This window comes from Sulfurimonas sp. C5 (genome assembly GCF_029872055.1).
GTDB lineage: Bacteria > Campylobacterota > Campylobacteria > Campylobacterales > Sulfurimonadaceae > Sulfurimonas.
The window spans coordinates 309,139-335,255 of the sequence record NZ_JARXNQ010000002.1; the positions used below are offsets into that span (position 1 = coordinate 309,139).

Genomic DNA, 26,117 nt, shown 5'->3' on the forward strand with positions numbered 1-26,117 from the left:
TCTCTCATGTCAAAAAAAATTTATCTTTTCTCTACAACTTCACATCCAGAAACAAAACATATTAACTCTTTAGATACAAAATTTTTTACTCCTGAAATTGATTTTTCACTATACGATTCTTTGATCATTACTTCCAAACAGGTTATTCGTGCTTTGGAACAGTACGAAAAAGAAAAATACATAAATAAAGCTGCATTATGTGTATCTATGCAAACGGCAAAAAGTTTTGAAAATATAGGTGGAACCGTGTTAAAAACAGGTTCTGGGTATGGAGAGAATTTAGGAAATTTAATTACTAAATTTCCGAAAGAGATGAAATGGTTGTATTTAAGAGCAAAAAACATAGCATCCGATTTTGTAACTCAAACCAAAGAGCTTGGATATGACATTGATGAAGTGATTGTATATGAAACTTTTTGCTCTAAAAGCATTTTAAAGACTGAAGTAGAGAATGATGCCGTGCTTATATTTACTTCACCTTCAAGCGTTGAGTGTTTTTTGAAAAATAATAAGATAAAAGATACACAAAAGATTGTTGTAATAGGGAAAACGACAGCTAAAGCTTTGCCAAAAAATAGCAACTTTGTGATCTCCGCTGAAACAACAATTGATTCGTGTGTGAAAATAGCAAAAACGCTTTGATTTCAAAGAAAAATCAACTAATATCTAGTATAATATTATAAATAGTCTGGATGGCTCGTGCCAGCACATATATGAGGGTTCTACATATTCATATTGTGAACCTGGTAGATTCGTTGTGTGCCGGTGGTTTCGTTTGAAGTGCGTTAATTCGACTGAGAAATTGCCGCCTAAAATGGGTCTCCCTTCACACAATTTCGGCTTTCTAGAACCAAAGCCATTAGTGTGACGGCCATTTGGGCTACAATAATTTTAGAAAAAAAATCTACTTAGTTTATCGTGGTAAATTAATTATATTTTTTAGTGGAGAAGTGAATGAAAATTTTAATTTTAGGTTCTGGCGGTCGTGAATATTCTATCGGTTTGGCAATTGCAAATGAAAATGCCGGACATGAACTCTTTTTTCAGCCTGGAAACGGTGCAACAGATAATCTTGGTACAAATATTAATATTAAAGATTATAATGAATTAGCTGAGTGGGCAAAAGAGAATGAGATAGAACTAACAATTGTAGGACCTGAAGCTCCACTAGTTGATGGTGTTGTAGATATTTTCAAGGCAAACGGTTTAACAATTTTCGGACCAAGTAAAGAAGCAGCACAGCTAGAAGGTTCAAAAGTTTATATGAAAAACTTTTTGGCAAAATATAACATTCCAACTGCTCGTTATATAGAGAGTGATTCTATTGAAGAACTTTATAAATTTACAGACACTTTAAGTACACCTATAGTTGTGAAAGCTGATGGGCTTTGCGGTGGTAAAGGTGTTATCATTGCTCAGTCTCATGATGAAGCTAAGAAAACTATCGGTGAGATGTTAAGTGGAAAAGCGTTTGGCGATGCCGGTAAAAAAGTTATTGTTGAAGAGTTCTTGGACGGGTATGAGCTTTCAATGTTCGCAATTTGTGATGGGGATGATTACATTCTGCTTCAAGCGGCACAGGACCATAAACGTGTAGGGGATGGTGACACAGGTCCTAACACAGGCGGTATGGGTGCATATGCTCCAACTCCACTTGTTGATGAAACACTTTACCAAAAAGTAAAAGACAGAATTATTCGTCCAACACTAGATGGGATGAAAGAAGAGGGTGCTCCGTTTGAGGGTGTACTTTTTATCGGTATCATGGTTGTAAACGGTGAACCTATTACATTGGAATTTAACGTACGTTTTGGAGATCCGGAATGTGAGATTTTAATGCCTCTTATGAAATCAAGTGTAAGTGATATGTTCTATAAAGCGGCAACAAATAGACTTAATGAGATCGAAGTAGAGTTCTCAAAACAATATGCTGTAGGTATTGTTATGGCAAGTGAAAACTATCCATACGGTGATTCTAAGCCTGCAGAGATTATTTTAGATGATGTGCACCATGAAGAGATTGAAAAGTACACACATATCTCTTTCGCAGGAGTATCTAAAGAAGATGATGGTAAACTTTATGCAACAGGTGGAAGAGTTTTACTTTGTATCGGTTTAGGTGATACAATTAAAGAAGCACGTGACAGAGCATATTTAAGATGTGGTCAAGTGCATTTTGCCGGGAAAAAATTTAGAACAGATATTGCATATCAAGCTTTATAGGAAACATTTTGAACGAAGAGATTGAGAGTATATTGCATCGAGAAGGCTTTACATTGGCCGATACAAAAAAAAGAGCGATGGCTTTTTTTATAGATGAGATGTTACTCTCATTTTTACTTATTCTTGCATTGTATGATAATTTTAGCAGTGCTGCAAACATTGAAGAGTGGATTAACGTTACAAACCAATTTGTCTTAGAATATATGATGATGAAGATTGTGTACCAAGCTTTTTTTGTAATGCAGTACGGTGCAACAATCGGTAAATTAGTGATGAAAATTAAAGTAATTGAAATAAGAACTTTAGATAATCCTAATGTTTTAAGTTCACTCAATCGTGCTATTTTTAGAGTTATTAGTGAAATGTTTTTATATCTTGGATTTTTGTGGGGTATTATGGATCCAGCTCGACAAACTTGGCATGATAAAACTGCAAGAACTTTGGTTATAGATGCTTAAAACTCTTTTACTTTTTTTATCTCTTAGTATTTATGTTATGGCTGCTTCTTCCAAGGTGGAAGTGTATGCATCTCAAATGGATAGTAACGGTAGTATTGTTTATGCCAATGAAGGTGTAACCGTTGTCTACCAAGATTACTTTTTAACTGCTAATAATGCAAAATATAACAGAGAAACTTCAGATCTGGAACTCTATGGTAATATTAAAGTTAACTATAAAGGGAATTACAAACTTTTAGGTGACTATGCAAGACTGAATCTTACAAAAAAAGAGAAACTGTTTAAACCTTTTTATATGTTAGATACCTCTTCAGAAGTATGGATGAGTGGAGAGAGTGGTGAGGCAAAAGATGAAGATATTGATATTTCAAGTGGTGTTGTAAGCGGATGTAATCCTATTGATCCTTTGTGGAAAATTGCGTTTTCATCTTCAGATTATAATGCTGATNGCCAATGAAGGTGTAACCGTTGTCTACCAAGATTACTTTTTAACTGCTAATAATGCAAAATATAACAGAGAAACTTCAGATCTGGAACTCTATGGTAATATTAAAGTTAACTATAAAGGGAATTACAAACTTTTAGGTGACTATGCAAGACTGAATCTTACAAAAAAAGAGAAACTGTTTAAACCTTTTTATATGTTAGATACCTCTTCAGAAGTATGGATGAGTGGAGAGAGTGGTGAGGCAAAAGATGAAGATATTGATATTTCAAGTGGTGTTGTAAGCGGATGTAATCCTATTGATCCTTTGTGGAAAATTGCGTTTTCATCTTCAGATTATAATGCTGATAGTATGTGGCTAAACATTTATAATGCCCGTTTTTATTTTTATGACATACCAATTTTCTATACACCCTATTTTGGTTACTCTTTAGATACAACAAGAAGAACAGGTTTGTTGATGCCTTCTATAGGTCTTTCAAAATCAGAAGGCTTTTACTATGAACAACCTATATATATTGCAGAACAAAATTGGTGGGATTTAGAATTAAGGCCTCAAATTAGAACAAACAGAGGACACGGTATCTATTCTAAATTCCGCTTTGTTGATTCTCCTGTTTCAAGGGGTGAACTTAATGCAGGTTTTTTTCATGAATATAATTCCTATTTGGACTCTTTAGCTATAAAACTAAAAAATAATGAACATTATGGAGTTAACTTTAAATATGAAAATACAGATTTAATAAATCAATGGTTTAATAGCAGTTTAGAAGGACAATCAGGGTTATACGTAGATATCGGGCATATGAACGATGTAGAGTATATAAATCTTGCTTCTAATAATGCACAAAATCAAGTTACATCAAATCAAGTACTTTCAAGAATCAACACTTTTTATAATACTGACAACCATTATCTTGGAGCATATGTTAAATACTATCAATATTTGGAAAAAGATTCAAATGATGAAACTTTACAACAGTTACCAGACCTACATTATCACTACTATTTAGATACATTTCTAAAAGATCATTTACTTTATTCCTTAGATATACAAAGTAAAGATATTTATAGGAAAGTTAATACAAATGTAGTCCAAACAGATATTAATTTACCGATTACTTTACAAACAGATCTATTTGACGAGTATTTAAATTTATCATATAAAGCGAATTTGTATATGCAGCATTCTGCTTTTAGACATGCTACCTTAATACCAGATTTTAATTATCGTGATGGATATTTTGCACGTAATTATCATACTTTAAGTGCTTCTACTCAGTTAACAAAACGATTTGATGATTTTATACATGTAGTAGGTTTTTCAGCAAGATATAATCGTTTTGATAAAAGTTTACAAAGCGGTTTTTATGATGATGTAAGTGCTTTTTGTTCAAAAGAAGAGAACAAAAATGATGCTAAATGTGAATTTTACAACATTAATTCAGTCAATGATGAAGCATATTTAGATTTTACTCAGTATTTTTATGACTCTTCTGCTAATGAAGTACTATATCACAGGTTGTCTCAAAAACTTTCATATGAAACTGGACAAGACAAACTTGGTGAATTAGAAAATGAATTAGATTATAAGGTAACAAAGCATTTTTCTATTTATAATAATATGTTTTACAATTATCAGCAACACCGTTTTACAAAAATTTTGAATTCTGTAAAGTATAATAATCATGGAGTAAATTTACGAATTTCTCATCTTTTTAAGTATGATATTGCAAAAGCAAATAATACAGTTGATCCATATACTAAATATTTAACATCTTCGTTACAATATAATTATAATAAACATTACAGCTTTTCTGGAGTGTATAATTATGACTTTGAACTTAAACAGTTAAAGACGGGTTCAATAGGTTTTATGTATAAAAAAAGATGTTGGGATTTTGGTATAAAATATAGTGAAAATACAAGACCAATTCTAAACGCAAACGGAAATACATCATCAATTAAGGATAAATATATATTTATAAGCGTAGTTCTAAAACCGTTTATGAAACCGGATCCTAACAATGCTTTAATCGAGTATAAACTTTCCAACCAAGAGAGTAACTAAAATGAAATACTATAAAGAGATATTACAAAATAGAGAAGATGCAGCACGTAAATTAGCCGAAGTAATTCCTATGAATAAGTTAAAGGATGAACAATGGGAACTAGTTGGAATCTCTAAAGGTGGTTTAGTACTTGGTTCATATCTTAAATCAAGAGTGAAAAACCGTTTAGATATTCTTTTATTAGAACCTATTATGGCGCCGAATAACCCTGAATGTGAAGTGGCTCGTGTAAGTGAAACAGAAGAGATTGTAATTCAGGAAAATTTGATTGATTCTTTTGAAATTAAACTTGATTATATTTACGGTGAAGCACATAGAAAGCATGAAGAGGGTATACTTAGTAAAATATATAAGTTTCGTAAGGGACGACCTTTTCCTTCTATGAAAGATAAAATAGTTTTACTTGTAGATGAGGGAAGTGAAACCGGAACAAAGTTTATGACTGCGGTCAAGACTGTATTGGCACAATCACCAAAAGCAGTTTACATAGCAGTACCAGTGATCCCTAGTGATGTTTTAGAAACACTAGAACCTTTTGTAGATGATATATTTTTTCTGTATGATATAGATGACTATGTAGAAACCGAGCTCTATTATAAAAAATTAGAAAAAGTAGATGATGAAACTGTAGAAAAAATTTTAGAGGAAAATAAATAAATGAAATATGATGTAAATTTAGATTTGACAAATAAAACAGAAGAGTATAGCTTTAATGAAGTAGCTCGTCAAGCGAATGGTGCAGCATGGCTTAAATGTGGTGATACTGTTATGCTTGCAACTGTTGTATATGAGGAAAATGAGACAGTTTCTGATGATTTTCTACCGTTAACTGTACAATATATTGAAAAAACGTATGCTGCAGGAAAAATTCCAGGTGGTTTTTTTAAACGTGAGACAAAGCCTGGTGATTTTGAAACACTTACGTCAAGAATTGTGGATAGAAGCTTACGTCCATTATTTCCAAAAGGTTTTGGACATCCGACACAGATTACTATTATGGTATTTAGTGTAGATAGTGAAGCTGATTTACAAGTTTTGGCATTAAATGCTGCATCAGCTGCTTTATATGTATCAGATATTGATATCAATAGAAGTGTATGTGGTATTCGTGCTGCAAAAGTTGATGGGGAATTAATATTAAACCCAACTCTTAGTCAATTAAACAATTCAACGCTTGATCTGTATCTTTCAGGTACAAAAGATGATCTGTTAATGATTGAGATGCGTTCAATCGGTAGTGAAAATGTAGAGATTGAACCAAGTATTGAACCTATTTTAGATCCAATCAATGCAGGAATGGGGGGAGTAATAGTTGATACACATATCTCCAATGCATTACCTGAAGATGAATTAATCGAAGTTTTTGCAAAAACACAAGAAGCTTTGTTCGCGGCAAATACAAAATATGAAGAAGCTTTTAAGGAATTTCAAAAAGAGGCTCAGCCACTTGTATTGACAGCGAATCAACTTAATGAAGAGATGGTTGCATATGTTGAACAAAACCATATGGCAGACATCAAAGAGGCAATGAATCAGATGGCAAAATCTGAGCGTTCTTCTGCTTTGAGAACTCTAAGAAAAACAATTTTAACAACAAAAACTGATTGGGATGAAGAGGAATTAAAAGCAGCGATCGAAAAAGTCAAAAAGATCCAAGTTCGTTCTCAAATCTTGGATGAAAAAGTACGTGCAGACGGTAGAGCATTAAATGAAGTAAGACCGATTACGATCGAGACAAATGTACTGCCTTCAGCTCACTCTTCATGTTTATTTACTCGCGGGCAAACACAAGCACTTGTTGTGTTAACTTTGGGTGGACCTAAAGATGCACAAATGTATGAAAGTTTAACTGATGAGAGTGCACAAAATGAAGAGTTTATGGTACATTATAATTTCCCTGGCTTTTCAGTAGGTGAAGCAAGTCCGATTACAGGTGTAAAACGTCGTGAACTTGGTCATGGAAACTTGGCAAAACGTGCATTAGAGCCGATTGTTCATACAGATGGGAAAACAATTCGTTTAGTTTCTGAGATCTTAGAATCAAACGGTTCAAGTTCAATGGCTACAGTATGTGGCGGGTATATGGCTTTAAAAGCTGCAGATATTGAAACATCTGATACAGTTGCAGGAATTGCTATGGGTATGGTGAGTGAAGGCGATAAGTACGCTATTCTTTCAGATATCATGGGACTAGAAGATCATGACGGTGATATGGACTTTAAAGTAACAGGTTCAAAAGATGGTATTACTGCTATGCAGATGGATATCAAACTTGGTGGTATCTCACTTGAAGTTCTAAAAGAAGCACTTTATCAAGCCAAAGAAGGACGTAGCCACATTATTGACATTATGCTTGAAGCTGAATCTAAAATTCAGTTCAATGATGGTGTACTACCGACGACTGACTTCTTCCATATTGATCCAAGTTTCATCGGTGAGATTATTGGTCAAGCCGGTAAAACTATTCGTGAAATTATCGAGAGATTTGAAGTTGCAATAGACATCGATAAAAAAGAAGGTAAAGTTAAAATTACTGGTAAAAACAAATCAGGTATTGAAGGTGCAAAAGAACATATAAATTCAATTGTTTCTAAACCAAAAGTAGCAAAAATTGATTACCAAGTAGGTGATAAATATGAAGGTACTGTAAAAAGAATTGTAGATTTTGGTGCTTTTGTTGAATTGCCTGATGGTCAAGACGGACTATTACATATCTCTAAAATCTCTAAAGAGAGAGTTGAAAATGTTAGAGATATATTAAATGAAGGTGACAAAGTTACAGTAGAAATTATAGAGTTTAAAGGGAATAAGATCTCTTTATCTATGGTATAAAACTTTTAACCTCATAAAAACAAACTGCTTTTTATAAAAACTTCTTTTAGCTCAACTTTTAGTTGGGCTTACTTTCTTCATTGATGCAAACAGATGGAATAATAGATGTATATCCGCATTGAGAAAGAATCTTCATAATATACAGACATAGATTTTAAACGCTACAACTGCCTAAAATAAGACTTATTACATATAAATTCAAAATTTAAAAAATAGTAGTAGTGTATGATTTTTAAGCTAAAAAATATAGAATGTGCTATTATATCTATGCTAAAATAATTAAATTTCAAAGATTCTAATCTAAAAAAGCAAACATAAAAGTGGAGTGTTGATGAAACAAATTAATTATGAGTATACTAATAGAGATGATTTAGAGAAGTTTATTCGTGATAATTTTCAATCTTATGATCAAAAAAAGATATTAGTACAACTTTTTAGTTCAAACACCCTTTATATGGAAATTTCGAGAATTAAAAATGAACTTCAATCTCTGCTAGAAAATGCTTCTATTATTACTAGTTCCACTGCAGGAATAGTACATGATGGAAAAATATCGGATGATAAAATTATTTTATCATTTTCTGTATTTGAAAACTCTACCGTAAAAAATGTCGGCTATTATGATAGCAGTACAGAAGAGATTATAAACGATTTAAAAAACAATTATATTACAGGTGATACAAAACTTGTAATAACTTTTGCAAATACCTTTAAAGTTGATGCATCAGATTTACTAAGCAAACTTGCCGTAGTGAATCCAGATTTAGTTGTTGTTGGTGGTAATGCGGGTGATGATTTTAAATTTCATTCCAATTATATTAGTGCTAATAACAGTGATGATAGCGATATAGTATTCGCAATAATAGATTCGAAAGTTCTCAAAGTAAATGCAGACTATCTATTTAATTGGGAAACTATTGGTAAAGAGATGCTTGTTACTAAAGCAAGCGGACCTACAGTATATGAACTTGACAATATGCCTATTATCGATACATTTGAAAAATACTTAGGGAAAACGGTTCGTGATGATTTATTAAAGCATGGATCCCAATTTCCATTAGTACTAAATGTTGGAGGTACTGAAGTTGCAAGAGCTCTTGTTGCATTTAATTATGAAGAGGGGAGCATAACGTTTGCAGGCAATGTCCCTGAAGGTCAATATGTAAGATTCGGTTTTGCCGATCTTGGTACGATAGAGCATAAAAATATAGAGCATATAAAATTACATAATCAGAAAGTAAATGAAGCTACATTTGTATATACATGTGGAGCAAGACGTCAAATGCTCGGAGGTTTTTTAAATAAAGAGATACAGATACTCAACTCTCTAGGAACGAGTTCAGGATTCATAACATATGGTGAATTTTTTCACAATAGTTTTAGTTGTGATAACAACCTCTTAAACATCACTACAACATATGTAACATTGAATGAAAGAGAAGATACTTCTACTAACTTGGATATAAAGATTGTAGAAGAGGAAGTAAGTGATGATGAGATACGTTTATCCGCTTTAACCACTCTCATTAAAGAGACAAGCAAAGACTTAGATGAAAATATCTACTATTTAGAACAGTTTAAAAATGCAGTAGCTTCGGCATCGATTTTTTCAACTACAGACAGATCAGGAATAATTACGGATGTTAATACAAACTTCGAAATGATTTCAGGATATAAACGGGATGAAATAGTTGGACGACCACATAATATAGTTCGACATCCTGATAATGATCCTAAGCTTTTTAAAGAGATGTGGCAAACAATTCAGTCTGGAAAAATATGGAAAGGCTTAATAAAAAATAGAACTAAAAAAGGTACTGATTACTGGGTTGTTTCAGAAGTAGCTCCTATTTACTATAAAGACGGTACATTCAGAGAATATATAGGTATTAGAAACGACGTTACTAAACTTGAGACGGTAAAACAGATACTACAAAATGAAGTTCTCTCTTCAAAAGAAAACTTGGAAGAAAATCTTTATTATTTCAAACAATATGAAGAAGCGATCAACTTATCAACGGCTGTACTGAGAACAGATGTTAACAATAATATCAAATATGTGAATGATAGGTTTCTTGAACTCAGTAAATATAAAAGAAAAGAACTTATAGGTAAAAACTGTGGAGAAATCAGACATAGAAAGCATCAAGAAGTAGGTCTGTGTACACGTATTTTAAATGATTTAAACTCTAAGCAGATCGTAAAAGAAGTTATTACCAATGTAGCAAAAGATAAGAGTGAGTTTATTACAAAAACGATATTTTATCCGGTTACAAACAAGAAAAATGAGATAGTCGAATTTATCCAAGTAATGTTTGATGTAACAGATATTTACAGACTTAATGATGAGATTGTAAACACTCAAAAAGAAGTAGTAGAAAAAATGGGTGCAATCGGTGAAACTCGCAGTAAAGAGACTGGAGACCATGTTCGAAGGGTAGCTGAATATTCTTATATGTTGGCAAAATATTACGGGCTAAGTGAAAAAGAAGCTATTTTATTAAAACAAGCAAGTCCAATGCATGATATTGGAAAAGTCGGTATACCGGATGCAATATTGAATAAGCCGGGTAAATTGACACCTGAAGAGTTTGAAATTATGAAAACACATGCAGAAATTGGTTATGAGATGCTCAAACACTCAGAAAGAGATATCCTCAAAGCTTCCGCAATGGTAGCGTATACACACCATGAAAAGTGGAATGGTAGTGGATATCCACAGGGTACACAAGGAAATGATATTCATATATTTGGTCGTATTACTGCAGTTGCTGATGTATTTGATGCCTTGGGGCATGACAGAGTTTATAAAAAAGCATGGGAGCTTGATAAAATACTTGAACTTTTTAAAGAAGAACGCGGTAAACATTTCGATCCAACTTTAATAGATCTGTTTTTTGATAATCTTGACAGCTTTTTAGAGGTGAAAAATCGTTTTGATTCAAAGCCAACAGAAGAAAACTAAAGATATTAGTTAGAGTAAATATAAGAGTTTAGTAGCGGTATAAGTTTTTATTTAGAACTTCTTTTGTAAAATTGCGCTATCAATTTCTAGTAGGGAAATCTAAGCATTCATGTTTAGGTTGCTTCATTGCAAGATGAGGTTACGCTATCCGAACGGGTTGTAAATATTTTTAAGGATACATTATGAAAAAAATTCTTTTTCTTTTAGTAGCATTTTCTGCTGCTCTTTTAGCTAACGACGGTGACGTTGCTAATCAAACTCTTAAAGCTTACTCTATGATCGCTGCTGGTCTTGGACTTGGTTTAGCTGCTCTTGGTGGTGCTATCGGTATGGGTCACACTGCTGCTGCAACTATCGCTGGTACTGCACGTAACCCAGGTTTAGGTGCTAAACTTATGACTACAATGTTCATCGCTTTAGCAATGATCGAAGCGCAAGTTATTTATGCACTAGTTGTTGCATTAATCGCTCTTTACGCTAACCCATTTTTAGGTTAATCTTTAGATTATCTAAAAGTACCTCTCAAAGCTCAGCTCTTTTTTGAGTTGGGCTTTTTTTTTCTTTTTTTATTGCGCAGGTGGTGGAATGGTAGACACGCTATCTTGAGGGGGTAGTGGCCTAAGGTCGTGAGGGTTCAAGTCCCTCTCTGCGCACCATACTCTTTTTATTTTAAGTTAACTCTCACAAAACTATTTATATAATCTTTAATCTATATATAAGTGGGCGTAATGAAACTTCTTCAACTCTTTTTGTTTTTACTTTTATTAACTTTTACATTATCCGCCCAAGAACTAAAAAAAGTTTCTTTACAATTGCAGTGGAAATACCAGTTTCAATTTGCCGGTTATATTATGGCAAAAGAAAAAGGCTTTTATAAAGAAGCTGGTCTTGACGTTACTCTAAAAGAATGGCAACCAGGAATCCGCATGGAGAATGATGTTATTCAAGGTAAAAGCGAGTATGCAACTTGTCGAGCATCTTCATTAATAGATATATCAAACGGTAAGAAGATTGTCTATCTTGCATCAATTTTTCAATCAAGCCCTCTTGTAGTGTTAGCAGATAAGAGTTCTCATATTAAGAATATTCAGGATTTTAAACATAAAAGAATCATGGCAACGAGGGATATAGATGTATCATTGTTTTCCATGATGTATTCTCAAGGGATTATGTCTCAGGATATACAGGTAATACAACCATCGTTTAATCCTGCAGACTTGTTAAACGGTAAAACAGATCTTATAGCTGCTTATGTTTCAAATGAGGTATATGTTTTAAAATCTTTAGGGGGAAAACCAGTTATCTTCAATCCAAAAGATTATGGGTTTGATTTTTACAGTGATCTTCTTATAACAAGTCAAGAATATCTAAAAGATAATCCTCAAGAGGTAAAGCGTTTTCGAAATGCATCTTTAGAAGGTTGGAAATATGCTTTTGAACATATAGATGAAACTGTAGATATTATTTATAATAAATACAATTCTTTGCATAAGACAAAAGAAGCTCTACGCTATGAAGCAGAGGAGTTGAAAAAATTAGCTTATTATGGAACAGATACACTGGGTAGTATAAACAAGCAGAAACTACAAAGAATTTATGACGTTTATAAACTTTTAGGACTAGTACAAAAAGAGATAGACCTTCGCGGAACGCTATTTAGTGATTACGCTTTAGATACAGAACTAACAACAAAAGAAAAAGAGTATTTAGCTAAACGTCAAGAGATTACTATGTGTATCGATCCTAATTGGATGCCTTTTGAACATTTCAGTGAAGATGGAAAATATGAAGGGATGACGGCAGATTACTTTCAAGCATTTGAGAAAACACTAGCAACAAACTTTAGAGTAATCCCAACGAAGACTTGGACCCAATCGATTGAGTTCGCTAAAGAACGTAAATGTGATATCTTCTCGTTGGCAATGGAAACGCCAAAAAGAAAAGAGTATATGAACTTTACATCACCGTATTTAGTTATACCTTTAGTTGTAGCAACAAAGTTGGAAGTACCTTTTGTAAGTGATATCAAAGATTTAGAAAAGAAAAAAATTGGTATATGTAAGGGATATGCATTTGCTGAACTTTTAAAAATGAAATATCCATTTTTGAATATAGTTGAGGTTGAAGATATAGATGATGGACTGAGACGGGTAAGTGATGGAGAACTATTCGGTTATATAGGTACACTTGCAAGTATTGGTTACAAATTACAAAACAACTATATAGGTAAACTTAAAATTACTGGAAAAATTGAGGAATCTTGGACGCTTGGTATAGGTGTACGTAACGATGAACCTTTATTATTGAGTATTTTACAAAAGGCTGTAAATAGCCTGTCACAAGAAGAAAATAGAAAAATTTTTAATAAATGGATCTCTATCAAGTATGATAAAGAGGTAGATTATATGATCCTATGGAAAGTTATTGCTTTTTTTATTTTTATATTTGCAGTAGGGTATCTTTTATATAGGAAACAACAACGCTTAAAAGAAAGTCTACAAGAGGCAAATGATAAACTTGAAGTTGCTTATGAAGCATTACAGGAAATTGCCATAACTGATAAACTTACACAGTTATATAACAGACACAAACTTGATGAAGTATTGCAAGCAGAAAAAAATAGAGTAGACCGTTATGGAGGTAGTTTTGGAATTATTATCTTAGATATTGATTATTTCAAAATCATTAACGATACTTATGGGCACCATGTTGGCGATATTGTTTTACAAGAATTAAGTACACTTTTAAGAGAAAATTCGAGAGCTTCAGATACTATTGGCAGATGGGGCGGCGAGGAGTTTTTAATTATCGCACCTAATCTTAGTGAAGATGATATAGAAAATTTTGCACAAAATATAAAGGACAAGATTTCAAAGTATCTTTTTAATAATACACATAAAATTACAGTCAGTATGGGACTAAGTGTTTATCATATTGAAGAAGATGTTGAAAAATCTCTTGTCAGAGCAGATAATGCTCTATATATTTCAAAAAATAGTGGTAGAGATAAGATTACTCTGAAATAGATAAAGTCTCATCATTGTTTGGTTAAGAGAAGAGAACCTTTATGAAAGACATAAATAAAAATATCATAGCCTTAGGATTTGTAAGTTTTTTTACAGATATGGCATCGTCAATTATAAATATTTTACTTCCTATTTACGTTGTATATGTCCTTCACGAAGGTGTCGATAAACTCGGTATTATTATTGCAGTTGCAACGTTTATCTCCTATGCCATAAGAGTTTTGTTTGGCTATTTAAGTGATAAGTACAATATCGTTAAACCGTTTGTCGTTGTCGGTTATGTGTTATCAGCATTTACAAAACCGATGTTTGCTTTTGCAGATACATTCATTTCAATTGCTTTTTTACAAGGTGTTGAAAGGATGGGTAAAGCAGTACGCAGTGCATCTAAAGATATGATTATCAGTGCATATTCAACGGCAAATAAACATGGGAAAACTTTTGGTTTTCATAAAATGATGGATATTGCAGGTGAACTTGTCGGGGCATTAATTGTCTTCATAATCTTTTTAATTTTTATTCAAAATGAAATATTAATCAAAGATATTTTTCTTTGGACTTTAGTGCCAGGGATGATAGCGACAACTATCGTGATATTTTTTGTACAGGATGTACCAAAAGTAGAAAAAAAGACTAATATTGTTCTCAATAGGGAAGATTATAGATTATTTCCTTTACTCTTTATCTACTTTGGCTTTTTATTTTTTATTGTCAATCAACAGTTTTTAATTGTACTCGCAAAACAAAATGGTTTTACATTATCAGATATTCCATTATTTATCATACTTTTTACATTGGTACAAACAATTACAAGTTACTACGGTGGAATCTTGAGTGATAAAAAGGGAAATTTTAAAATAGTGTTTATCGCCTTTATTTTTGGTATATTCTCAATGCTAAGTGTTAAAATCAACTTGTTGCTGTCATTTGGATTTTTAGGACTGTTTACTGTACTGAGTTTAAATGCTTTGCGGAGTTATATTTCGATCAATGCAAAATCGAAAGGATTTGTCTTTGGAGTATTTTATGCAGGAATGGCAATTTTTAGTGCCTTAGGTTCTTTACTTATAGGATATTTGTGGGAGCATTACGGTTTTGAAGTTGTTTATCTATTTAGTATTTTTGGGATGACAACATTGTTGATTTTTTCCCTCATAATAATCATAAACAGTAATTTTAGATAGTTAATATAGAATTGTTATATCTTTATTATCTCTTGACAATAACATGTAAAAAAATATAAAATAACAATGTTCAATAATAAGGGGGAAAATAAATGAACAAATATCTTTATGGATTGACTATGATATTACTTAGCTCTACTGCATCATTTGCATTTAGTTTTGGATCAATAGTTGATAATATTACAACTAATGTAACTAATTCTGTTAGTAATTCAATTAGTGAAAAAGCAAGTGAAAAAGCAGATGAGTCGATAGATGGTTTATTCAATCCTTCTGAAGAGGAAGTAAAGACATCAACAAAAGAAATTGCACAAAGCAGTCAACCAACAAATAAAGTTGCACAGCTTAAAGAGCTTATACAGATGAAAAAAGAAGGGTATATAACTCAAGAAGAGTTTAATCAACAAAAAGCAATTTTAATGGCTAAATAAATATTTTTCTAATTAATAGAATATCAGAGTACTTTTTTAGTACTCTGATATTTTGCTTTTACTATATAAATTAATATTCCTTTGTAAAAATCTGAACTTACTAATGAAAGATAAGTTCTAGTAAATATTGAATATTTGTAGTACTTCATATAAGATGTTCAAATAAAGATTAAATCTCATCATTGTTCCAAGCTTCTACAGCTTGTGCCAGGCTTTCAAAGCTGTCCATTTTTCCAACTATAAAAACTTCATCAAATACATAACATGTGATACGAGTATTTGGTTCAAGCAAAAACACGGCATATTCATCTGATGATTTAGTATTTGTTGAAAGAACACGCATACCGTCTACTATATCTCCGACTTCTATTATAGTATCGTATTCTACATCAATTAGTTTTTTCCCATCACTGTAATAAATCGCCATTATCGTCTCTTTTTTAGTATAATAATATCAAAAAATAGGCAACAGTATGAACTCAATTATATTTGTGTGTTTAGGGAATATTTGCCGTTCACCTTTAGCAGAAGGAATTGCTAAAAAAATTGCAGAGGAAAAGAACTTGAATATAAATATTGACTCTGCAGGAACGGGGGATTGGCATTTAGGTGAAGCACCATGTAACAACTCCATTAAAGTAGCAAAACAAAACGGAATAGATATCTCAACTTTCAGAGCCAGAAAAGTGACAAAAGAGGACTTTGAACAGTTTGACTTAGTCGTGGCACTTGATGACAGCAACTATAGTGATTTACAACGTATGGGGGCTACAAACCTTGTTAAACTTGGTGAGTTTGGCTATGATGGTGCAGATGTACCTGACCCATATTTCTTTAACGGTTTTGACGGCTTTTTGGAAGTATTTAAAATGGTAGATAATTGTGTAAACAATATTTTTCAGATAAAATTTGATAATTAAGGACTTAAGAGATGAAAATAGCAAAAAATATTACGGAATTGGTAGGGAATACTCCCCTTGTAAGGATAAATACTGCTTCAGAACTCTGCGGTGCCGAGATTATCGGAAAATGTGAATTTATGAATCCGACAAGCTCTGTAAAAGATCGCATTGGAATGAATATGGTTCGCCGCGGAATTGAAAGCGGTGTGATTACGAAAGAGACAACGATCATTGAACCTACAAGCGGTAATACAGGAATAGCACTTGCAGCAAATTGTGCAGCTTTAGGATTAAAATTAATTTTGACAATGCCTGATTCGATGAGTATAGAGCGTCGTAATCTTTTAAAAGCATTGGGAGCTGAACTTGTACTAACACCTGCAGCAAAAGGTATGAAAGGTTCTATTGCAAAAGCAGAGGAGATTCAGGCACTTACACATAACTCGATTATTTTACAACAATTTCAAAACCCTACAAATCCTGAAATTCATACGCTTACAACTGCACGTGAAATTTTAGCCGATACAGATGGTAAACTAGATGCTTTTGTTGCCGGAGTTGGAACAGGGGGAACTATTACAGGAACTTCTAAAGTACTTAGAGAAGAGATACAAAATATTGCTATTTTTGCTGTAGAACCCGAAGCAAGCGCAATTCTTTCAGGTGAAGAACCTTCACCACACAAGATTCAAGGGATAGGTGCAGGATTTGTTCCTGATATTTTAGATACTTCAGTGTATGGGGAAGTGATTAAAGTCAGTAATGAAGATGCGTTTGATACAGCTAGAATGCTTGCACAAAAAGAGGGACTTTTAGTTGGAATTTCAAGTGGTGCAAATGTATATGCTGCAATGCAGGTAGCAAAGCGTCCGGAATTTCAAGGAAAAACGATAGTGACTATATTATGTGATACGGGAGAAAGATATCTCTCGACAGAGCTGTTTAGTGAGTAAATATTTAGAAACCATTAAAATATATAACCAAAAAGTCTACAATTTGGAGTATCACCAAAAGAGGGTGGATACTACAATCGGTCAGGGTAAACTAGAACTTTCATCGATTATCCAACCGACTCAAAAAGAATTAACACGTTGCCGTATAGTGTATGATGAAGAGGGGAAATATACTATTGAGTATTTCCCTTACAAAAAGCGAAATATTCATAGTTTAAAACTTGTATTTTGTGATGATATAGATTACGATAAAAAGTATGAAAATAGAGAAAAACTGAATGAACTCTTTGGTAAAAAAGAGAGCTGTGATGATATTTTAATCGTAAAAAATGGACTTGTAACTGATACTTCAATTGCTAATATAGCTTTTTTTGACGGTGTAAACTGGCTTACTCCAAAGACACCTTTATTAGAAGGTACTATGCGGGCAAAACTATTAAATGAAGAAAAAATTTATCTTGCAGATATTCCTTATCAGGAGTTAAATAAGTTTCAAAAGATTGCTTTGCTGAATGCTATGATAGATTTTGATATAATTACAAAAGAAAAAATTGAGGAAGTGATTTGCTAGATAATTTGGTAGAAGATAAAGATTTTGCAAAATTTATGCAAAAAAGTATTGAAGAGTTAATTGTTTTATTTTTTCAAAAAGAGCAGAACTTTGGAATACTTTGTAGGATTGAAGAGGTTCATTTTCAACCAGAACTTCCTTTAGAAATAAGTAGTGAATTCCGTCCGTTAACACTTTTTTTTCTTGCAGGCTATACCTTCGAAAGTGCAAGAATCGAAGACGGATATTTAGTATTTGAAGCAGGATTTGGAACTGAGAATTTTGGTAGTGTAGTAAGTGTGCCAATACTTAGTATTTTACAAATTATAGTGGATGAAACACCTGTATTTATTAATCTTGCAAATCTCAAAGAGATAGATACTTCTGCTACGGAAAAAACTGATAAAGAAAAGATAGATGAAGAAGGGATAGAGAATTCAATGGCTTCTTTTTTATCAAACCCTGAAAACTCTAAATTCCTAAAATAAAAAGCTTTGAAAAGTAAAGCTACTTAGAGTAAAACATAAGTTTACTCTATGAAATACATTTATACTCTGTGAAGAGATAAAAGATAGTTTACTACATTATCAACAAAGGCATCGTGTTTTCTATCTTTTGAATATGCGATATAAAACTCTCTTGTGATCTTATGATTTTTTAAACGACCTTCAAAAAGAGTGCCTTTTTCGATCTCATTTTTAATAACGTGTTTAGACATAATTGAAACAATCGGTCTTTCAGCATTTTTGTCAGCATTCATAATTGTTTCTTTGATTGCAGTAGGGCTACCCAATACTCCAAGAACATTAAAGTTATTACATTGTACACCCATCTCTTCAAACACTTCACTTGTAAGTCTTCTAGTGTGAGAGTCTTCATTTCTACAAATCCAGTCAAACTCTAAAAGATCATCTGCACTTAGATGTTTTTTGATTGGTTGGTTGGAGAATACTACAAGCTCATCTTCAACCCATTCTCTATAGATAATACCGTCTTTAAATACAGGAGATTCTATAAGAGCAACATCGATTTTTTTATCTTCTAATTGCTCAATGATATTACAAGAAAGATCAACATTCATAAAGACTTCATTGTCGATTCTTTTTTTAATTTCACCAAGATAGTTAGGTAAAATATAGTTACCGATTGCAAAAGAAGCACCCATTACAAATGTAAACTCTTTATTAATGATTTTTAAAAGCTCTTTTTCTGAGTTTTGAATTGCTTTTTCCAGTCTTTGAGCAATTCTATAAAGGTCTTCACCCTCTTTTGTGAGAATAATTCCGTTTTTCTTTCTATCCACAATTTTTGTATCTAAATAGTCTTCAATAAATTTAATTTGTTGTGTAACAGCAGGCTGAGAAATACCCAGTTTCGCTGATGCTTTTGAAAAACTTTTCTCCTTTATAACCATTAAAAAAGTTTGTAATTTTGCAAAGTCTCTTAACATTAATAATTCCTATAAGTAATAATAATACTAAAATTATAACTGATTATTATAATTATTGCAATAGTTTTCTAATAATTTTCAGCTTTTTTTGTTATAATATTTTTAATTTATAGTTATAGTGGATAAAATGGAAAAAATATTTGAACGATTGAATGAGTCTCAAAGTGCTGCTGTAAGACAAACAGAGGGACCTGTTTTAATACTTGCAGGAGCTGGGAGCGGTAAGACAACTACTATTGTTTCACGTTTAGCGTACTTGATCGAAGAACTGGGTATTCCCGCTTCAAACACGTTAACGTTAACATTTACAAATAAAGCGGCTCGTGAGATGAAAGAGCGTTCTATGGCTATGATCCAAAATGCAGCATATCCACCGCTACTTTGTACTTTCCATAAATTCGGTCTGCTTTTTTTAAAATTCAATATCCACTTACTAGGCCGTGAGAATAATTTTGTTGTTATCGATACCGACGATAAAAAAAGAATCATTAAGAAAATCAATTCTGAAATTCCTACCCCTTTGATTGCATCTGAGATATCAAGATATAAAAACTCTTTCATAACTCCTGATGATGCATATAAGCAAGCGGAACTATTTAATTATAAACAAATAGCAGAAGTCTATGCAGAGTATGAAAAATACCTTTTAGAGAATAACCTTGTCGATTTTGACGACCTTTTGGCATTGACATATAAACTTTTGGAACAAAATCCTGAATTAGCAGAAAAAACAAGTCAAAAATATCAGTATATTATGATCGATGAGTATCAAGATACGAATGAACTACAGCTTAAACTTTTACAAAAATTATGTATGACACATAACAATATTTGTGTTGTTGGGGATGACGACCAATCAATTTACGGCTGGCGTGGAGCACATATTAGAAATATTATGGAGTTTGATGAAGATTTTGCAGGAGTGAGTGTTTTTAAACTCGAAGAAAATTACCGTTCAAGAAAACCGATTTTAAAAGTAGCAAATGCGTTGATCGAACACAATCGCTCACGTCTCGGAAAAGAGCTCATTTCAACTCGTGGAGACGGAGATGATGTTTCTACACTGAATTCACAAGATGAAAATGAAGAAGCTAGAAAAGTAGCGCAGCAAATTCAAAAACTTTTAGATTCGGGTGTAAAAGCAAACGAAATAGCAATTTTATACCGCGTTAACGTACTTTCCCGTTCTATTGAAGAAGGATTAAACCGTGCCCGAATCGGATATAAAGTGGTAGGTGGTGTACGCTTTTACGATCGTGCCGAGATTAAAGACCTTATCTCGTATATCCGTGTTGTTACAAATCATCATGATGACTTCTCATTTAAACGCATTATAAACAAACCGAAACGTGGACTTGGAAAAGCAAGTTTAGACAAAATTGAATTAGCGGCACATCAAAAAGGAATGTCGATTTATGAATATCTTAAAACTGCAGAGTTTTCAGAACTAGAAGCTCTAGTAAAAAAGAAAAATGCGACGACACTCAAGGAGTTTGTAGCAAACCTTGAAGCAGTCGCAAAAGTTGCAGAGGATTCAACATATGAATTCATAGAAGTGTTAGAAGATACTTTCCATCTCAAAGATATTTATAACGGTATGCCGGATGCTCAGGAAAGAATTCTAAATATGGATGAATTCTATGCACTTTACCGTGACTTTGTTAAAAACAATCCTCAAACATCGTTAGATGAGTTTTTAAATGAGTTGACTCTTCAGAGTGATCAAGATGAGGTTGAAGGAGATGCTATCTATATGATGAGTATCCATGCTTCAAAAGGTTTGGAGTTTGAACATATTTTTGTAATTGGAATGGAAGAGGGCTTTTTACCGCTTGTTGGTGATGGTAGTGATTTAGAAGAGGAACGCCGCCTCGGATATGTTGCATTTACCAGAGCGAAAGAGACACTGACACTTTCTCATGCAGGCAGCAGATTTTACAAAGGACGCCGTAGTGATTTAGAGAAAAGTAGATTTTTTAATGAAGCAGGACTGTGTGAGGGTTCACTCAAAGTACAAAAAAATACGGCATACAAAAAAGGTGATCTTGTACGTCATAAAATTTTTGGAACAGGACGTGTATTAGGTGTAAGTAAAGCAGGGCGTGAGTTTAAACTCAATATCAACTTTGCCGGAAGCAAAAGAGAGATTTTAGCATCATTTGTTGAGAGACTATGAATCGCTTATTTGTAGCATATAAACCGGCAGGGATAGGTTCTAACCTGTTCCTTTCTAAACTAAAACGTAAATACGGTACAAAAAAAGCAGGCTTTTCAGGTACGCTTGATCCTTTTGCCAAAGGGGTACTGGTGATAGGACTTGGTTCACATACTAAACTGTTTCGATTCTTAAATAAAGTTCCAAAAACATATCGAGCTACTTTATGGCTTGGGGCTAAAAGTGATTCTCTTGATACAGAAATGATAGAAGATGTTACAATATTAAAAGAGTTTAGTGAAAATGAAGTATTAAGAGCCGTAAAATCACTTGAGGGCGAATTAGAATATGAACCTCCGATTTTCAGTGCGAAAAAGATTGACGGGCAGCGTGCTTACGATTTGGCCCGCGCGGGTAAAAAAGTGGAGCTCAATAAAATTCACTCTACGATTTATGAGATGAAGCTTTTGCATTACTGCCATCCTTTTGTGACTTTTGAAGCGACGGTAAGTGAGGGAACATATATCCGTTCACTTGGACTTCTCATCGCAAAAAAGCTAGGTCTTGAAGCTGGTAGCCTAAGTGCACTTGAGAGACTTTGTGAAGGACAGTTTGTTTATGAAAATGAAAGGGCTTTGGATATTAAAAAATCTTTAGCCTTAGAACAAAACTATTATCTGGGAGATCCTGACAATCTAAAATTTGGAAGAGTTCTTGCTTTAGAAGATTTCAAAATACAAAATGAAGGGACGTATTTTATCGACAACAGCGATAATATTTCAATCATCACTATAAAAGATGGTTTAGTAAAATATGAATTAGGGAAAATAGAATGTTAGTATTAGCAAGAAAAGTGGATGAATCTATTTTAATAGGCGATAATATTGAAGTTAAAGTAATATCGGTTGAAAACGGAGTTGTAAAACTCGGTATCGATGCACCCAAAGATGTTTCAATTTTGCGGGATGAACTTGCACGTGAAGTGGCCCTGAGTAATAAAGCTGCACTTCATGGCGGAGATGAAGATGAACTAAAATCTTTAGGAGAATTGCTGAAAAAGCAAAAGTGATGAAAAAATATAAAGCGTATGCTAAAGTCAATATTTTTCTAAAAATTACAGGTAAAAGAGATAACTACCATGAAATTATTTCCCGTTTCATGAGAGTAGATACTCTTTACGATGAACTCTCTTTTGTTTCAAAGTCAGATCTAAATGCCAAAATGAATGATTTTACGATCATTGGAGAGTTTGACTGCGAGACAAAACAAAATACGATCTATAAAGCGTATATGGCACTTAAAGAGTTTACTAATTCAGCTTCTCTTGAAAAACTGATGCAGACACATGCGATCAAAGTTGAAAAAAATATTCCCGCATTCGCTGGTCTTGGCGGGGGAAGCAGTGATGCTGCGACTTTTATGAAGATGTGTAACTCTGTTTTAGATTTGGGTCTTAGTTTAAATGAACTGGCACAAATCGGTGTGAAAGTGGGTGCGGATGTACCATTTTTTATTTACGGATACGGCAGTGCGAATGTCAGTGGTGTTGGTGAGATAGTTGAGCCTTACGAAGAGGAGCTTTTAAAGTTCGAAGTTTTTACTCCGGATGTTAAAATTTCTACACCGAAGGTATATACGGTATACAGAGAGAATTTTTATAATCCGATTGACGGATTTAAAGTACAAGAGTTAAAAGAACGCAGTTCAAAAGATATTTTAAATACAATGAGTGCGACAGAAGCAAATGATCTTTTTGCTCCCGCACTTCAAGAATATCCGCAACTCAAACAACATTACAGACAAGGCTACTTTTTTAGCGGAAGCGGCAGTAGCTTTTTTAAAATAAACAAGGAAAAAGAATAATGGGTGAAACCATAGCAAAAAATAAAAAAGCGTATCATGACTATTTTATAGAAGAGAAGTTCGAAGCGGGACTTGTTCTTTCAGGAAGTGAAGTGAAGGGGATACGTGCAGGACGTGTGAACTTAAAAGACAGTTTCATCCGTTTTGTAAAGAATGAGGCTTTTTTATTTAATGCACATATAGGAAGATTGGAAACGACACACCACTTTTACGCTCATGAAGAGAGAGGTACTCGTAAGCTTCTTTTACATAAAAAAGAGTTGGCAAAGCTTCAAAAAGCAGTTGATAGAGAGAGTTATACAATTGTCCCTTTACAACTATATTTCAATGCAAAAAATATAGTAAAAATACAAATAGCCCTTGCGAAAGGGAAGCAGTTACATGACAAACGACATGACCTCAAAGAAAAAGATCAACAAAGAGATATAGCTCGTGCGTTAAAGGATTATTAGTGAAGTTTTTACTTATTTTCTTGTTTGTTATTATCAATAGTTTTGCACTACAAATTACAAGTTTTGACAATGAAGTCGTTAATGGAAAAACAGCATTAATTAAATTAGAAAAACAAGATGGAATAGAGTATAAAGATATTGCTCTTGGCAAAAAAAAGTTTCCTATAATTCATTCCCCGGTAAATAAGAAATGCTGTTTTGCACTTGTGCCTGTAAGTTATTATGAAAAAGTCTCCTCCAAAGAGCTTTATATTAACTATTTTGACAATAAAAAAGAAAAATCTACCTTACTGTTTTTAAATGTACAAAAAGGGATATATGCGCATGAAGAGATCCACGTTGATCCTTCAAAAGTTAATCCAAAATCAAAAGAAGTTAAACAACGTATTGAAAAAGAGTATAATCAAGCAATGAATATATACAATACGGTAACTCCAAAACTATATATTTCAAAGCCGTTTGAGCTTCCTTTAGACAGTAATATTACATCTGACTTTGGTAAAGCAAGAGTATATAACGGTTCACTTAACGGATACCATAGCGGGACAGATTTCCGTGCTAAAACAGGTACAGCAATAAAGGCAAGCAACGATGGGAAAGTTGTATTAGTTTCTGATCGTTTTTACTCAGGCGGTACAGTAGTAGTTGATCATGGCTACGGCATCTATACATGTTATTTTCATATGAGTAAGTTTGATGTCAAAAAAGGACAAATGGTGCAAAAGGGAGAACTTTTAGGTTTAAGTGGTCAAAGCGGAAGAGTAACGGGACCGCATCTCCATTTTGCAGTACGCGTAGATGGTGTACAAGTTGATCCATTACAACTGATAACACTACTTAATAACAATATTTTAAAGGATAATAAGTGACACTTTTTCAACTCCTAATGCTTGGTGCCTCAGCATTTTTCGCATTTAAAATTTATGAGCACATTCAAACCCTCAAAGATCCCGAAGAAGGAAAAGTTTTTGAAGATCCTGCAGATGCAGAATTACTTGTATATCAGGGTGATGAAGAGATGCAAAAAGGGGATGCCCAAAGAGCTTTGACTATCTATCACGAAGCAAATATTAAAATGCCTCATAACCAAGAGATCCTTTTTAAAATGGGATATGCTTTAGTTGCACAAGAAAGATATGAAGAGGCATTGGAATATTATCAAGAAGCTTTAGAGCTAAACCATAAAAATTCTGCTTTACATCAAGCCATTGCAAGTGTTTATAGAAAAACAGGTGAGTTTGAGAAGGCTAAAGAGCATCTTGATTACTCATTAGAACAAGACAATGAAAATCCGATAACATATTACAATTACGGGAATTTACTCGTAGATATGCAAGAGACAGAAGCTGCAAAAGAGATGTACAAAAAAGCACTTGAACTTGACGATGAGTTTGCCGAAGCGAAAGAGGAACTGGAGAAACTGGGATGAAAGTTTTAGAAATCTATGACTTCTTAAATGAACTTTCACCGTTTGAACTACAAGAAGGATGGGATAATTCAGGACTTTTAGTGGGGGATTTTAATCATGATATTGAAGCTATAGCACTCAGTATCGATGTTGATGAAGCTTTGATAGATTCACTTGAACCAAATACACTTTTAATTACGCATCATCCAATAATTTTCGGTGGATTAAAGCAATTGGAATTTAGCAAATATCCTGCAAATTTAATTCAAAAGATGATCCAAAAAAACATCTCAAATATTGCAATGCACACAAACTTCGATCAAACGCATCTAAATGAGTATGTGGCTACAAATATCTTAGGATACGAAATAAAAGAGAAGGACGGTTTTATCGCTTATTTGGAAGTGAATGAAGATTTTGATACTTTTGCAAAAAAAGTATCAAATGCTTTTGGATTAAAATTTGCAAAATGTGTAAAATGTTCAGATGAGGTAAAAATAGCAGCACTGACAACAGGTTCAGGCTGCTCTTTGATGAGAAGTTTACATGCAGATTGTTTTTTAACAGGTGATGTAAAATATCACGATGCAATGGAAGCAAAGAGTATAAATTTATCTTTAATTGATATTGGACACTACGAAAGTGAACACTTTTTTGCAGAAATTTTAGCGAAATATTTGAAAAATTTAGGTTTAAAAGTTATAATTGCGTCATCAGAAAATCCATTTACATATATTTAAGTATGTTT

At 33.1% G+C, this 26,117-nt stretch carries 25 protein-coding genes and 1 tRNA gene; 24 read left to right on the top strand and 2 right to left on the bottom strand.

The features are described 5' to 3' along the window. Positions 1-6 precede the first annotated feature (6 nt). The 12 genes from P6N22_RS05815 (at position 7) to P6N22_RS05870 (ending at position 15,636) form a co-directional block, all read left to right on the top strand. On the top strand, positions 7-642 hold the full coding sequence (locus P6N22_RS05815) for a uroporphyrinogen-III synthase (RefSeq protein ID WP_280331056.1): 636 nt from the start codon (positions 7-9) through the stop codon (positions 640-642). Between the two features lie 312 nt (positions 643-954). Continuing rightward, positions 955-2,223, top strand: coding sequence for a phosphoribosylamine--glycine ligase (purD, locus tag P6N22_RS05820; protein ID WP_280331058.1), 1,269 nt, complete (start codon positions 955-957; stop codon positions 2,221-2,223). 8 nt (positions 2,224-2,231) lie between these two features. Continuing rightward, positions 2,232-2,681 carry an RDD family protein gene (locus P6N22_RS05825; RefSeq protein ID WP_280331059.1) on the top strand — a complete coding sequence of 150 codons (450 nt, stop codon included), beginning with the start codon at positions 2,232-2,234 and terminating at the stop codon, positions 2,679-2,681. A 440-nt stretch (positions 2,682-3,121) separates the two neighbouring features. After that, positions 3,122-5,197, top strand: coding sequence for an LPS assembly protein LptD (gene lptD / locus P6N22_RS05830; RefSeq protein WP_280331061.1), 2,076 nt, complete (start codon positions 3,122-3,124; stop codon positions 5,195-5,197). A gap of 1 nt (position 5,198) precedes the next feature. Beyond that, positions 5,199-5,855, top strand: a complete 657-nt coding sequence (locus P6N22_RS05835) for a phosphoribosyltransferase family protein (RefSeq protein ID WP_280331063.1) — start codon at positions 5,199-5,201, stop codon at positions 5,853-5,855. Beyond that, positions 5,856-8,030: a polyribonucleotide nucleotidyltransferase gene (locus P6N22_RS05840; protein ID WP_280331065.1), complete on the top strand. Its 2,175-nt coding sequence runs from the start codon at positions 5,856-5,858 to the stop codon at positions 8,028-8,030. 331 nt (positions 8,031-8,361) lie between these two features. Continuing rightward, a complete protein-coding gene (locus P6N22_RS05845; RefSeq protein ID WP_280331067.1) occupies positions 8,362-10,995 on the top strand; it encodes an HD domain-containing phosphohydrolase in 2,634 nt (877 codons plus the stop codon). A gap of 182 nt (positions 10,996-11,177) precedes the next feature. Beyond that, positions 11,178-11,492 carry a F0F1 ATP synthase subunit C gene (locus P6N22_RS05850; protein ID WP_280331069.1) on the top strand — a complete coding sequence of 105 codons (315 nt, stop codon included), beginning with the start codon at positions 11,178-11,180 and terminating at the stop codon, positions 11,490-11,492. 74 nt (positions 11,493-11,566) lie between these two features. Continuing rightward, positions 11,567-11,651, top strand: a tRNA-Leu gene (locus P6N22_RS05855). 72 nt (positions 11,652-11,723) lie between these two features. Beyond that, complete coding sequence (locus P6N22_RS05860; RefSeq protein ID WP_280331071.1) at positions 11,724-14,021, top strand: ABC transporter substrate-binding protein; 2,298 nt, start codon at positions 11,724-11,726, stop codon at positions 14,019-14,021. A gap of 41 nt (positions 14,022-14,062) precedes the next feature. Next, complete coding sequence (locus P6N22_RS05865; protein WP_280331073.1) at positions 14,063-15,205, top strand: MFS transporter; 1,143 nt, start codon at positions 14,063-14,065, stop codon at positions 15,203-15,205. Between the two features lie 92 nt (positions 15,206-15,297). Next, a complete protein-coding gene (locus P6N22_RS05870) occupies positions 15,298-15,636 on the top strand; it encodes an SHOCT domain-containing protein (protein ID WP_280331075.1) in 339 nt (112 codons plus the stop codon). A gap of 169 nt (positions 15,637-15,805) precedes the next feature. Here P6N22_RS05870 and P6N22_RS05875 read toward each other — a convergent pair whose 3' ends face one another. Then, positions 15,806-16,063, bottom strand: coding sequence for a hypothetical protein (locus tag P6N22_RS05875; protein ID WP_280331077.1), 258 nt, complete (start codon positions 16,061-16,063; stop codon positions 15,806-15,808). 46 nt (positions 16,064-16,109) lie between these two features. On the opposite strand from P6N22_RS05875, the gene P6N22_RS05880 reads away from it, so the two are divergent. From P6N22_RS05880 to P6N22_RS05895, 4 genes are read left to right on the top strand one after another with little or no spacing between them, the layout of a single operon-like run. Further along, positions 16,110-16,556 carry a low molecular weight protein-tyrosine-phosphatase gene (locus P6N22_RS05880; RefSeq protein WP_280331079.1) on the top strand — a complete coding sequence of 149 codons (447 nt, stop codon included), beginning with the start codon at positions 16,110-16,112 and terminating at the stop codon, positions 16,554-16,556. Between the two features lie 11 nt (positions 16,557-16,567). Then, the gene (gene cysK, locus P6N22_RS05885) at positions 16,568-17,491 is read left to right on the top strand and encodes a cysteine synthase A (protein ID WP_280331081.1); all 924 of its coding nucleotides are present in this window, start codon (positions 16,568-16,570) and stop codon (positions 17,489-17,491) included. Then, entirely contained in the window at positions 17,484-18,062 is a 579-nt protein-coding gene (locus P6N22_RS05890) for an aminotransferase class IV family protein (RefSeq protein WP_280331083.1), read from the top strand. The genes cysK and P6N22_RS05890 overlap by 8 nt, the downstream gene beginning before the upstream one ends. Then, positions 18,056-18,529: a hypothetical protein gene (locus tag P6N22_RS05895; RefSeq protein WP_280331085.1), complete on the top strand. Its 474-nt coding sequence runs from the start codon at positions 18,056-18,058 to the stop codon at positions 18,527-18,529. The genes P6N22_RS05890 and P6N22_RS05895 overlap by 7 nt, the downstream gene beginning before the upstream one ends. 59 nt (positions 18,530-18,588) lie before the next feature. Here the strand turns inward: P6N22_RS05895 and P6N22_RS05900 are convergent, their stop codons facing one another. After that, a complete protein-coding gene (locus tag P6N22_RS05900; protein ID WP_280331087.1) occupies positions 18,589-19,491 on the bottom strand; it encodes a LysR family transcriptional regulator in 903 nt (300 codons plus the stop codon). Between the two features lie 127 nt (positions 19,492-19,618). On the opposite strand from P6N22_RS05900, the gene P6N22_RS05905 reads away from it, so the two are divergent. Genes P6N22_RS05905 through P6N22_RS05940 form a run of 8 tightly spaced genes read left to right on the top strand, consistent with a single transcriptional unit; the run spans position 19,619 to position 26,109 of the window. Then, the gene (locus P6N22_RS05905; RefSeq protein WP_280331089.1) at positions 19,619-21,667 is read left to right on the top strand and encodes a UvrD-helicase domain-containing protein; all 2,049 of its coding nucleotides are present in this window, start codon (positions 19,619-19,621) and stop codon (positions 21,665-21,667) included. Beyond that, positions 21,664-22,485 carry a tRNA pseudouridine(55) synthase TruB gene (gene truB, locus P6N22_RS05910; RefSeq protein ID WP_280331091.1) on the top strand — a complete coding sequence of 274 codons (822 nt, stop codon included), beginning with the start codon at positions 21,664-21,666 and terminating at the stop codon, positions 22,483-22,485. Before P6N22_RS05905 ends, truB begins: the two co-directional genes overlap by 4 nt. Further along, positions 22,479-22,715 carry a carbon storage regulator CsrA gene (gene csrA / locus P6N22_RS05915; protein ID WP_280331093.1) on the top strand — a complete coding sequence of 79 codons (237 nt, stop codon included), beginning with the start codon at positions 22,479-22,481 and terminating at the stop codon, positions 22,713-22,715. The genes truB and csrA overlap by 7 nt, the downstream gene beginning before the upstream one ends. Beyond that, a complete protein-coding gene (locus P6N22_RS05920; protein WP_280331094.1) occupies positions 22,715-23,509 on the top strand; it encodes a 4-(cytidine 5'-diphospho)-2-C-methyl-D-erythritol kinase in 795 nt (264 codons plus the stop codon). The genes csrA and P6N22_RS05920 overlap by 1 nt, the downstream gene beginning before the upstream one ends. Continuing rightward, on the top strand, positions 23,509-23,961 hold the full coding sequence (gene smpB / locus P6N22_RS05925; RefSeq protein ID WP_280331096.1) for an SsrA-binding protein SmpB: 453 nt from the start codon (positions 23,509-23,511) through the stop codon (positions 23,959-23,961). The genes P6N22_RS05920 and smpB overlap by 1 nt, the downstream gene beginning before the upstream one ends. Continuing rightward, entirely contained in the window at positions 23,961-24,830 is an 870-nt protein-coding gene (locus tag P6N22_RS05930) for a M23 family metallopeptidase (protein ID WP_280331097.1), read from the top strand. The genes smpB and P6N22_RS05930 overlap by 1 nt, the downstream gene beginning before the upstream one ends. Beyond that, on the top strand, positions 24,827-25,390 hold the full coding sequence (locus P6N22_RS05935) for a tetratricopeptide repeat protein (protein ID WP_280331099.1): 564 nt from the start codon (positions 24,827-24,829) through the stop codon (positions 25,388-25,390). The genes P6N22_RS05930 and P6N22_RS05935 overlap by 4 nt, the downstream gene beginning before the upstream one ends. Beyond that, entirely contained in the window at positions 25,387-26,109 is a 723-nt protein-coding gene (locus P6N22_RS05940; protein ID WP_280331102.1) for a Nif3-like dinuclear metal center hexameric protein, read from the top strand. The genes P6N22_RS05935 and P6N22_RS05940 overlap by 4 nt, the downstream gene beginning before the upstream one ends. Positions 26,110-26,117 lie beyond the last annotated feature (8 nt).

Bases quoted from the DNA above. Each gene is read 5' to 3' on its own strand.
- P6N22_RS05850 (WP_280331069.1), top strand. From the start codon at position 11,178: ATGAAAAAAATTCTTTTTCTTTTAGTAGCATTTTCTGCTGCTCTTTTA.
- P6N22_RS05870 (WP_280331075.1), top strand. From the start codon at position 15,298: ATGAACAAATATCTTTATGGATTGACTATGATATTACTTAGCTCTACT.
- P6N22_RS05840 (WP_280331065.1), top strand. From the start codon at position 5,856: ATGAAATATGATGTAAATTTAGATTTGACAAATAAAACAGAAGAGTAT.
- P6N22_RS05920 (WP_280331094.1), top strand. From the start codon at position 22,715: ATGAAAAAATATAAAGCGTATGCTAAAGTCAATATTTTTCTAAAAATT.
- P6N22_RS05940 (WP_280331102.1), top strand. From the start codon at position 25,387: ATGAAAGTTTTAGAAATCTATGACTTCTTAAATGAACTTTCACCGTTT.
- truB (WP_280331091.1), top strand. From the start codon at position 21,664: ATGAATCGCTTATTTGTAGCATATAAACCGGCAGGGATAGGTTCTAAC.
- cysK (WP_280331081.1), top strand. From the start codon at position 16,568: ATGAAAATAGCAAAAAATATTACGGAATTGGTAGGGAATACTCCCCTT.
- P6N22_RS05905 (WP_280331089.1), top strand. From the start codon at position 19,619: ATGGAAAAAATATTTGAACGATTGAATGAGTCTCAAAGTGCTGCTGTA.
- P6N22_RS05875 (WP_280331077.1), bottom strand. From the start codon at position 16,063: ATGGCGATTTATTACAGTGATGGGAAAAAACTAATTGATGTAGAATAC.
- P6N22_RS05900 (WP_280331087.1), bottom strand. From the start codon at position 19,491: ATGTTAAGAGACTTTGCAAAATTACAAACTTTTTTAATGGTTATAAAG.
- P6N22_RS05835 (WP_280331063.1), top strand. From the start codon at position 5,199: ATGAAATACTATAAAGAGATATTACAAAATAGAGAAGATGCAGCACGT.
- P6N22_RS05845 (WP_280331067.1), top strand. From the start codon at position 8,362: ATGAAACAAATTAATTATGAGTATACTAATAGAGATGATTTAGAGAAG.
- P6N22_RS05880 (WP_280331079.1), top strand. From the start codon at position 16,110: ATGAACTCAATTATATTTGTGTGTTTAGGGAATATTTGCCGTTCACCT.
- csrA (WP_280331093.1), top strand. From the start codon at position 22,479: ATGTTAGTATTAGCAAGAAAAGTGGATGAATCTATTTTAATAGGCGAT.
- purD (WP_280331058.1), top strand. From the start codon at position 955: ATGAAAATTTTAATTTTAGGTTCTGGCGGTCGTGAATATTCTATCGGT.
- P6N22_RS05865 (WP_280331073.1), top strand. From the start codon at position 14,063: ATGAAAGACATAAATAAAAATATCATAGCCTTAGGATTTGTAAGTTTT.
- P6N22_RS05860 (WP_280331071.1), top strand. From the start codon at position 11,724: ATGAAACTTCTTCAACTCTTTTTGTTTTTACTTTTATTAACTTTTACA.
- smpB (WP_280331096.1), top strand. From the start codon at position 23,509: ATGGGTGAAACCATAGCAAAAAATAAAAAAGCGTATCATGACTATTTT.
- P6N22_RS05815 (WP_280331056.1), top strand. From the start codon at position 7: ATGTCAAAAAAAATTTATCTTTTCTCTACAACTTCACATCCAGAAACA.